General features: G+C 39.0%; 11 protein-coding genes. 5 read left to right on the top strand and 6 right to left on the bottom strand.

Annotated elements, in window-relative coordinates; genetic code table 11:
• Positions 1-159 precede the first annotated feature (159 nt).
• From MRT15_RS06745 to MRT15_RS06760, 4 genes are all read right to left on the bottom strand, one after another.
• The gene (locus MRT15_RS06745) at positions 160-807 is read right to left on the bottom strand and encodes a phosphatase PAP2 family protein (protein WP_304329122.1); all 648 of its coding nucleotides are present in this window, start codon (positions 805-807) and stop codon (positions 160-162) included.
• Between the two features lie 202 nt (positions 808-1,009).
• Positions 1,010-1,150: a hypothetical protein gene (locus tag MRT15_RS06750; RefSeq protein ID WP_304329124.1), complete on the bottom strand. Its 141-nt coding sequence runs from the start codon at positions 1,148-1,150 to the stop codon at positions 1,010-1,012.
• Between the two features lie 79 nt (positions 1,151-1,229).
• The gene (locus MRT15_RS06755; protein WP_304329125.1) at positions 1,230-2,198 is read right to left on the bottom strand and encodes an ABC transporter ATP-binding protein; all 969 of its coding nucleotides are present in this window, start codon (positions 2,196-2,198) and stop codon (positions 1,230-1,232) included.
• A gap of 16 nt (positions 2,199-2,214) precedes the next feature.
• The gene (locus MRT15_RS06760) at positions 2,215-3,198 is read right to left on the bottom strand and encodes an ABC transporter ATP-binding protein (protein WP_304329127.1); all 984 of its coding nucleotides are present in this window, start codon (positions 3,196-3,198) and stop codon (positions 2,215-2,217) included.
• An 86-nt stretch (positions 3,199-3,284) separates the two neighbouring features.
• On the opposite strand from MRT15_RS06760, the gene MRT15_RS06765 reads away from it, so the two are divergent.
• From MRT15_RS06765 to MRT15_RS06775, 3 genes are all read left to right on the top strand, one after another.
• The gene (locus MRT15_RS06765) at positions 3,285-4,256 is read left to right on the top strand and encodes an ABC transporter permease (RefSeq protein ID WP_304329129.1); all 972 of its coding nucleotides are present in this window, start codon (positions 3,285-3,287) and stop codon (positions 4,254-4,256) included.
• Positions 4,257-4,281: 25 nt separating this feature from the next.
• The gene (locus tag MRT15_RS06770) at positions 4,282-5,163 is read left to right on the top strand and encodes an ABC transporter permease (RefSeq protein ID WP_304329131.1); all 882 of its coding nucleotides are present in this window, start codon (positions 4,282-4,284) and stop codon (positions 5,161-5,163) included.
• A 69-nt stretch (positions 5,164-5,232) separates the two neighbouring features.
• On the top strand, positions 5,233-6,999 hold the full coding sequence (locus tag MRT15_RS06775) for an ABC transporter substrate-binding protein (RefSeq protein ID WP_304329133.1): 1,767 nt from the start codon (positions 5,233-5,235) through the stop codon (positions 6,997-6,999).
• A 227-nt stretch (positions 7,000-7,226) separates the two neighbouring features.
• On the opposite strand, the gene MRT15_RS06780 is transcribed toward MRT15_RS06775, so the two are convergent.
• Both MRT15_RS06780 and MRT15_RS06785 read right to left on the bottom strand, forming a co-directional pair.
• A complete protein-coding gene (locus tag MRT15_RS06780) occupies positions 7,227-8,285 on the bottom strand; it encodes a C45 family peptidase (RefSeq protein ID WP_304329135.1) in 1,059 nt (352 codons plus the stop codon).
• 28 nt (positions 8,286-8,313) lie between these two features.
• Positions 8,314-9,459 carry a uroporphyrinogen decarboxylase family protein gene (locus MRT15_RS06785; protein ID WP_304329137.1) on the bottom strand — a complete coding sequence of 382 codons (1,146 nt, stop codon included), beginning with the start codon at positions 9,457-9,459 and terminating at the stop codon, positions 8,314-8,316.
• Between the two features lie 59 nt (positions 9,460-9,518).
• On the opposite strand from MRT15_RS06785, the gene MRT15_RS06790 reads away from it, so the two are divergent.
• Positions 9,519-9,776, top strand: a complete 258-nt coding sequence (locus MRT15_RS06790) for a hypothetical protein (RefSeq protein WP_304329139.1) — start codon at positions 9,519-9,521, stop codon at positions 9,774-9,776.
• Between the two features lie 120 nt (positions 9,777-9,896).
• On the top strand, positions 9,897-10,260 hold a 364-nt coding region (locus MRT15_RS06795; protein WP_304329141.1), incomplete at its 3' end, for a PadR family transcriptional regulator.

The following is a 10,260-nucleotide window of genomic DNA, read 5'->3' on the forward strand; positions in this document are numbered from 1 at the left end:
GCTGCAATCAGCCTAGGAATAGCAGGCTTAACATTCACCATAGGAGTATTCATAAGAATATTCTTAAACGTGGAAGTAGATTAATACCAGATACATTTGATCATTGAAGGGAACGAGGAAAACATATATTCCTAATAGGCAAGTGAAATTTAACCAAACCTATTCGCAAATACCCTTATACCATCTAAAATTTCGTTCAACAATTTTGAATAGGAGGAGTGCTGTTGAAGACCAGATTAATCCAACTAAGACTCCTCCAATGACGTCACTTAACCAGTGGACGTTTAGGTATATCCTATCAAGGCAGACTACAAGTATTAATAGGAGAGAGAGGCTTCCAACCAATATCTTCAGAGCCTTCGACCGTAGGGAGGCGCCTTTGAAAATGATGTGTAAAATTATTATTGTGAAGGGGATTATTGATGATGCATGACCACTGGGGAATGAGTAGCCGGATTCAGGTATGATCATGTTTGGTGGTCTTGGGGTAGCCACATATAATTTAATGATTTGCGTTGTAATGGCGTTCCCAGCCATGGAGCCAACGAATATTATGGCGTCGTAGAAGTAGCCCTTAAAATAGAGGATGATGGCAATGAATATTGATATTAATGTTAACGCATACGTATCGAAGATAATGGAAATCAGTATGGCAACTTGATCGAAAAATGGAATCCTATATTGCATAATCAACGAGTTTACATAGTTATCCATCTGGGATAACTCAGCTCTAAATGAAATTAAGATTAAAAGTAGGATTATGGATGTGAGAAGCACAGCCCCCATTACTTTCACAGACTTCCCCATGGTAAATCACAAAATCAAACAAAGGATACTAAGAATACTAAAGTATAAAGAACTTACTGACACAATTTCTTCATAACCTTAGTGTAGGGTTTAATTAGGCAACTTCCATAATTGAGGTGAGTAAATTCATACCATTCATAATCGATAAAGTATTTTGCAAGAATTATTCTTAAATAAAAATTGATGTGTATTAGAAATTTTTTCATTTACTTCTCTTTCTGGCTATGTAGTATACTATTGTTGCAACTATGGCTATTGCAATTATTGTTCCTGCTATTGTTTGGTATGCTGGTAGCATTGCTGGTCTCGATTGTACAAACTCTATCACTTCTAGAATTCTCATGCCTCAAATCAACTTAATCGCTTAAAAACATATGCATGCGCTGAACGATACAGTTATTCTCACATAATGAATAAGATAGTTAAGTGTAAAGGTGACATGCAACGAAATGTCTTGTTCCAATTTCAATTAAACTGGGTTCTTCCTTTAAACATTTGTCCTTAGCATACATACACCTAGGATGAAAGCGGCAACCGGGGGGGAGATTAATTGGTGATGGAACTGTTCCTTGAAGAATTATCTTCTTCCTCCTAACAGTTGGATCTGGAATTGGAACTGCTGAAAGCAATGCTTCTGTATATGGATGACGCGGATTAGAAAATAGCTCGTCATTATCTGCGATCTCAATGATTTTACCCAAATACATGACCATAACCCTATTGCACATATATCTAACTACGCTCAAGTCATGTGAAATAAATAGGTATGTAAGTGCATTCTCCCTTTGCAATGTTTTTAAAAGATTGAGAACGCCAGCACGAACGGAAACATCAAGAGCTGCAACTGGCTCATCTAACACGATAAATTTCGGTCTTATGGCTAAGGCTCTTGCAATGCATACTCTCTGCCTTTCTCCACCGCTAAGTTCATGTGGGTACTTGTACATGTAATGTGGATGAAGACCAACCTTTATGAGCAAATCTTCAATCTGCCTTTCCTTTTCAGAACCCTTAGCTATACCATGAACTTCTAAAGGTTCACCTATAGCATCTGCTACCGTCATTCTGGGATTAAGCGAAGAATATGGATCTTGAAAAACTATAGCTGTTTGCATGCGGAATTTGCGCAAACCTGCCTCATTAAGTTTACATATATCTTGATCAAAAAATAGTATTCTACCAGATGTAGGTCTAATCAGCATCAGGAGACACCTTCCAAGAGTGGTCTTTCCACATCCACTCTCCCCAACAAGCCCGAGTGTTTCGCCGCTCTCTATGTGGAAGCTTACATCGTCCACCGCATGTACGTATTTACGCGTCCTTTTAAAGAAACCTTCTCTGACAGGAAAATACTTCTTAAGATTTTCAACGCGAAAAATTACACTTTGCAAAATCCCACCCAAAATATCATGACAATGCATCAACTCTATGACAAAATACAATATGATCTCTTTCCACCACAATTTTTGGTGGATCTACCTTCATGCAAATATTCTGAGCATAACTGCATCTCGGATGAAAACGGCAACCTGGAGGAGGATTCATTAATGAGGGGACGGAACCAGGTATCGTCTTTAACTCTTCCTTTTTGACATCCACCCTAGGAATTGATTCGATGAGAGCCTTGGTGTAGGGATGCCTTGGATTCGTGAAAATGGATAAAACGTCCCCATACTCCACTATTTTACCACAGTACATTACAGCTACCTTTTCGCATATTTCAGCAACTATTCCCATATTATGCGTTATCAAAAGTAAAGCAGACTTAAACTCGCTTTGCATTCTCTTCATCAAGTCCAATATTTGCGCTTGTATTGTGACATCCAATGCAGTTGTTGGCTCATCAGCTATTAGCAAATCTGGTTTACAAGACAAAGCCATAGCAATCATAACCCGCTGACACATGCCACCACTGAGTTCATGAGGATAATTGAAGTATCGCCTTTCCGGATCAGGAATATTAACCATTTCGAGCATGTTAACAACTCTTTTCTTAAGTTCATTCCTCTCCTTCACCAATTGATGTAACTGAACTGCTTCTGCAATTTGACTACCTATATTAAAAACTGGATTCAATGATGAACGGGGGTCTTGAAAAATAATTCCAATTTTGCCGCCCCTAATTTTACGCATCTCTTTTTCACTAAGCGTTAGAAGATTTCTGCCGTTAAATAATATCTCCCCCGAAACTATTCTTCCAGGAAATGGAACCAATCTCAAAATTGATAACGCTAAAGTACTTTTTCCGCAACCCGATTCACCAACAAGACCAACAGATTCGAACCGATTTATTTGCAAATCTACACCATCAACAGCTTTAATGACACCTTCATCTGTAAAGAAATATGTTCTTAAATCATGAATTTTAAGTAAAGGTTCGTTTTCAGACATTATATTCCAAGTATCACTAAAATTTCCAAGATATATAAATTTTAGCGAAAATTTTAAGAGAAAACTAAGCTTATATAATGTTAGCTATGGAGCTACGAAATTATATTTTAAGAAGATTACTTATCTGCATTCCCACGTTCCTAGTTTCAAGCATGATCATTTTCTCCTTAATGCATATTGCTCCAGGAGATCCAATAGAAATCATGTATAGAGGGACTCGTCCAACAAACCCAAAAATTATTGAGTTAATTAGGGAGAAGCTAGGATTAGACAAACCAATTTACGAACAATATTTCATTTGGATCTTGAATTTTTTAAAGGGAGATCTTGGCTATTCATATGTGAACAATCAACCTGTAATAGAACAAATTGCTGCAAGACTTTGGTTAACTGTAGAACTCGTTCTCTTATCACAAGTTCTCTCATTACTAATGGGAATAGTTTTAGGCGTTGTTGCAGCGGTTAAAAGAAATTCATGGGTGGATAGCCTCCTTTCACTGAGCTCCCTTTTTGGCTACTCCATGCCCAGTTTCTGGATGGCCATACTCTTCATCTTAATTTTCGCTATTACATTTAAATGGTTTCCCGTTTGCGGCTCTCAAACTATAGGAGTAGAGCTCGATTTTTGGGGGGCATTAGCTGATCATCTATGGCATCTCACACTCCCCCTCCTAGTACTTTCCTTTGGAAGCGCCGCTTGGTATTTCAGACTCGTTAGATCCGCTATGCTAGATGTCCTTCAAATGGACTATATAAAAACGGCTAGGGCAAAAGGTTTAACGGAAAGGATTGTCATATATAAACATGCTTTAAGAAATGCTATACTTCCTGTTGCAACATCCTTCGGGACATCCCTAGGCTTCGTACTTGGTGGGGCAGTGGTTGTCGAAAGCATCTTCGCATGGCCTGGTCTAGGTGAATTTGCATATAAATCAACATTAGCAAGAGATTACCCCTCAATCATGGGTATAAACATGATGATAGTCCTATGCGTATTAATTGCAAATTTAATAACAGATATTGTGATAGCTTTGATAGATCCAAGGATAAGATATTAGGCTTAAACAGATCGGGGTGAGGAATATGCAAAAACTTCTAAACCGGAAGACTGTAAAAGAGAGAAAGGCAGGAATGCTACATATTGCTTGGCGACGATTCAAGAAGAATAAAGTATCGATAGCTGGAGCTATAATAACATTAACTATTGCTGGAATAGCTATTCTCGCCCCATTAATCTCCCCATACAACCCTGAAAAACTAAATTATGGTAAAGAGTTACAGCCCCCCTCATGGGAATTCCTGTTAGGAACAGATACTGGTGGACGGGACATTTTAAGCTATATTATTTGGGGGGCAAGAACATCTCTTCTAGTAGCTATTGGAGCAATTTTAATTGAGGTTGCTATAGGGGTTTTAATCGGCGCCATTGCAGGATATTTCGGGGGAATTATAGATGAAATACTTATGAGGATTACAGATATAATTATGACTTTACCAACAATACTCCTTTTATTAACAGCTGTTAGCATGTTTAAAGTGAGATCTATCGTGATTATAACATTGATCATGGGTGCTCTCGGATGGCCTTGGATGGCTAGGATAGTTAGAAGTGAATTCCTATCTCTAAAAGAATCTCTATTTGTTGAAGCTGCTAAATCTTTAGGAATAGGGAAGCTACGAATAATTTTCCATCACATACTACCAAACGCCATATCCCCAATAATAGTTGTCGCAACATTGGATGCCCCATTCTACATAATGTATGAAGCAACATTAAGTTTCTTAGGTCTTGGAGACCCCACAGCGATCTCTTGGGGCAATCTCGTAGCAAGAGGAAAAGATGTCTTGACAAGCGCCTGGTGGGTTGCAACCTTCCCGGGATTAATGATTTTCATAACAACAATAGGGTTAAATCTCCTTGGAGATGGCTTAAGAGATGCCTTTGACGTAAGAGCAAGAATATAAAAACAAACAATAGAAAGTAAAGTTTTTATGTGGAAAAATAAAATAAAGTAAAAATTGGGGATATTAAGAATGGATAAAAGAAAGTCAACTAATAATATATTTCTACCAGTTATAACCTTGCTAGCTATAATGTCAGCATACCTATTGATTTCACCAGTATCTGCAGCAGTTGAAGGACGACCTATTTTTACATTACATATCTTGATTGATTCTGCAAGCCCTCTACAGCTTGAAATAGCATCTTCACTAAGAGAAGAATTTGCAAAACTCGGAATTCAACTTGAGATAGTATCTATGGAGAGCGGTGCACTCACAGACCGCTTATACTCGGAAGTAGCCCCATCATATGAGGATGGAGGATGGGATCTTGTCATCGAAACTTGGTGGTGGTGGCCTACGGATTATATGTGGTTTATTGGATGCTGGACTGCAAGCGGTTGGCCTCCCAATGGCTGGAACTTCATGAGGTGGGCTGATAGCATCGCAGACACATATTTAGTTAATGCTATGTCAACCTACAATGAAACAGAACGTATTAAGTGGCTACATTTATGGCAAGAACATTTTCAAGAAAACCCCCCTGCAGCGTTACTCTACTGGCCTATCATACCACAATTATGTGATGCAAAATTGCAAAGAATAGATCCCATGCTCTGGACTGGTAATGCATGGCAATGGTACGTAGAAGGGAAGAAACCCGAAGATTACGTGGTAGTTAGATATTCAGTTGATGGCGACCCTGGCATGCTGAATCCATGGTTTATGGATGGAGGCTACGCCCACTTGGAACCCATGTTTAGCCCATTGTTCAGAATGAAACAGGTTTCACTTGAACCACCAGTGTATGAAATTGTACCGGAACTTGCTGAATCATACGAGTTTTCAGCGGATGGTTTATCAGTGACAATTCATTTACGACATAATGTGACTTGGCATGATGGAGCCCCCTTCACGGCCAAAGATGTAGTTTTCACATTTGAAGCCATTCTCGACCCCGACACTGGAGCCACCTCCTATGGTGATTTTTCAGAATTTGTTAATTCAGTACATATGTTGGATAACTTTACCGTCGTTTTAAACTTGAAGAAACCAGCACCTCACCTCATATCAATGCTTTCCGCTGGAGGACTTTCAATTCTACCCTACCATGTACTGGGAAACATACCGCACTCGGAACTTCGTACTCATGAAACAAACACGGTAGCTCCAGCACCCGGAACTGGACCCTATAAGTTTGTTAAATGGGTTAAGGGGCAGTACATGGAATTGGAAGCCTTCGACAATTACTGGAGGGGAAGACCATTTGTCGATAAAATAATACTTCAAGTAATACCTGACCCCGTAACGGCACTACAAGCCTTAAAGAATCATGAAATTGATGCTATACATCCAAGTCAATGTCAGCAACTAATTAATGAGATACCAGCTTTAAAGGGGAGGACGGATATCGCTGTTAGAGGTGGAATAGTACCTGCTGTAACATTTCTAGCCTTCAATAATAATCACACAATACTTGCCAATCCATACGTGAGAAAGGCATTATGCTATGCGATTCCCTATGAACATATAATCAATGACTTGCTTAAAGGTTATGCCAAACAAGCTAATTCCCCAGTACCACCATATTGGTTCGGCTATGATTCAAACGCGCCCATATATACACATAATCTTGAACTAGCTAAGTATTACCTTGAAAAGGCAGGTTATCATTACCCTCTACCCACGACACCATTATCTGCATACACAACGGAGATCAGCGCAATTGCCATCTGCACATTTGTTGTGGGATTTTCAGTGGGATATTTCGCCATGAAACGTAGGATAAAAACAACTTAAGCAGAAATGTCATTGAAGGATGCTCCTGCAATCATAATCACTCTTTTTTTAATGCTTATAATTCCTTTAATAATATACATGCTAATTTTCTCTGCATTTTTCCTTTTCCAAAACATGATTAAATTCATATATACACATTCAATAAATTTCACGATCACGGCCATATTACTTATTTCATGCTTAATACTTGTTTACATTTTAAGACGCTTAATAGGTTGGCTTAAGACTTAAAAGGTATACTTAATAAAGTTATTTTTGCATGGTGATCCATGAGCCAACCAGAATTCGCCCTTCGACGGCACAGCAACCCAAGAGTCAAGTGTTAACCCTCTAAATTTATCAGCAACCTTCTCATCCGGATGTTTACAGATGGAATATGGGTAATTAACATGATCTCTTAAAAAACTGAAGCATGCTTCTAAGTTAATCCTCCCAAAATTCTCTCTCAGGAGCCTTTTCATTCTATTGTAACGTATGAAGGTATCGGTCTTCAATTGGGAAATGTTTTGTTTCGCATAAAACTTATCTGAAATATAATGGTTTGCATGCGCCACACATTCATCACTATAAACTATATCAATGTCATTGGGAGTAGCCTCAATACTGTAAATTTCAGTTTTATCAGTAATAATGAAATGGAAGCATCCAGCTCTCTCAGCCCTTAAGACAGCATTTAAAGCATCTCCAATAGTTTTTTGCCTTAAAACCTCTGCAACAATAATATAGGTGGGAACTCCAATCCTCAACTCTAACCTTGGAACAGAAGTCCAGCTTATCCCCACACCATTTGAGTTCAATCCAGCACATGTCAAAATTCCTGGATTCGTGTAATTTAAAATATCAGGACCATCCTTCCGTTTAATTTTGAAAAGTAAGCTAACTTCCCCATCAAACCATTCCCATTCCAATCCATCCCAATTCTGCCCATGGTAGGTTTCGCCATTCTCAGTGGAACACCCCGTCGCAGCAAACGCTGTACAATTTCTCACAAACCCCTCTCTCTCTTCAAGGGCATTTATCATAACTATTTCTTCATACAAAAACCCAGAGCCATCAGCTACCCCGCGAAGTTCTTCAGCCAACTCTGGTGAATAATCTTCTATAAACGGTACATATTTTTTGGCATATTTTATTAACTGCTCCTTGCTCAACCTTCCACTAAACTCCTTATAAAATTCTTCTTCGATCATACGAGCTATACGACTCCTACATCTAGCACCATACTCATAACCTCTCTCATAAGAACTTCCAGAAAGTTCTAAGACAAGTAAGCCCCTGTCATTCATAGAAACCCCTCACAATTTAAAACCCTTTTCAAGTTAATTTATTTAATTCTCGTATAAATTCCCTTCGCCCATATCTCCTTGTAGCTGCAATCATAGCGTCTATGTTTTCTGGTGGAATATCCTTTAAAACTGGGGAGCCAGTGCCTAGCACAAAGCCTCCACCTGGAGCAAGTTTTAGGATCATTTCCCTCACCCTCTCCTCCACTTCCATTGGGCTTTTCCTCAAGACGTTTATTGTGTCAAAATTTCCGAAAAGGCATGCCCTCCCCTTTAATATACTCCTAATGCGGGGCATATCAATTTTGAATCCCTTCTTATCCTCTTCAAAGGCGAATGCATGCGCATTTATGGAGGCAATCTTCTCTATTATGGGCATTGCGTTGCCACAGAAATAGAGAATTGTGTATACGCCTAAACGCTTAAGCTCATTAATCTCCATCCTTTCGTATGGTAAAGCTATTTCCTCAAAATGTTTGGGGGAGATTGTGCTGGCATCGGCGAAAACCTCCTCGATCCAGAAGGCTTCAGCTCCAGCTTCAATTAATGCTTTTGCCTCCTCAATGTATCTCCTCACAACCAGTTCAGATAGTTTCTTAATTAAGTCTGGACGTTTGCGTAGGCATAACGCAGTTTCCTTTAAACCCAATCTGCAAGCAACTTCACCGAAGGGAGCTCCTATAATCGCTGTTACCAAAGCTACTTTCCCAACCTTCTGTGAAACAATCCTTGTAACTTCACATCTTCCACTCCTCAATATTTCTTTATAATCCTCTATTTCTGATTCCATTCGCTCAATAGCTTCATCCACCTTTACGTCTCCGAAACCTGACCATGACCCATAAACTGGAGTATCATCCTTTGGGAGGAGACATACAAGTCGACCATCACGCTTATCCAGCAACTCATATCTATCACCCTTATCAACAATTCGAACACTTTCAAGCCAATTTTTCGGCTCATATAAACTAACCATTACCCAATTATACCTAAACCTTTCAAAGGCATTTATGAGCACCTTAGCCTTCAACTCACTCGAACCTAAAACAAATTCGGAAATCTTCAACCCAAAGAGTTTAGGCGCATAGTTTGTATATATGTATGGAGCAACCGGGACAACTTCCGGCTCTCTAAGATTCAATGCCTCAATAATATCCTCTTTTAAATTAAGCTCCATACATTACTCAAACCTATATCTACTACTTAATTTTTTCGCATCTTAAAAGTGTAACGAAAATGCATGCAATACAAAATGCAAAGGAGATTGTTTCGAATATATTGGCAAACACAGCTTTAAATTGCGATTCTGATGTAATGTTGGGAGACAGAAAGATCTTGAAGGAAATAGATCTAGGTAAAGCTACTAAATTAATTATTGTGCCGACAAAGAGTTGTAATAAACATTTTCACAGAGCTCACGCTGATAAATTAGAAATACCAACCCATAATGAGGCATTGGAACATCATATTATACTACATTCTCTCTTTGTTTAAGCTTTCCTCTAATGACGAGTTGAACTTGCTCTATAAACATCCTATATGGCGATCATAAGCTTTGTTTCGGCAAAAGTTTATATAAATGATAATATCAATTTTGATATCAAAGGTGATATAATGTTCGATGATGAATATACGCCTCAGCGGCCTCGTCCACCGTCCAGGCATTGGGCGAGACATATGGCTACCGTACCGAAGGGTTTTCTACGCTACCAAGTCTTAGAACTTTTAAATGAGAAGCCTCTTTCAGGCTCGGAGATAATGAGTGAAATCGAGAAGCTTACAAATGGATGCTGGAAGCCCAGTCCAGGTTCTATTTATCCGCTGTTATCTTGGCTTCAAGATGATGGCTATATTCAGGGAGTACCGACTGAGGAGAGTGGAATGAAAAGGTACATGCTTACTGAAAAGGGGAGGAAGCTTCTTGAGGAACAACGCAAAGTTTACGCTCAATTCCGTATGGATCGCAAGTTTTTTGCCC

Source organism: Candidatus Culexarchaeum yellowstonense (genome assembly GCF_024707025.1).
Taxonomy (GTDB): domain Archaea; phylum Thermoproteota; class Methanomethylicia; order Culexarchaeales; family Culexarchaeaceae; genus Culexarchaeum.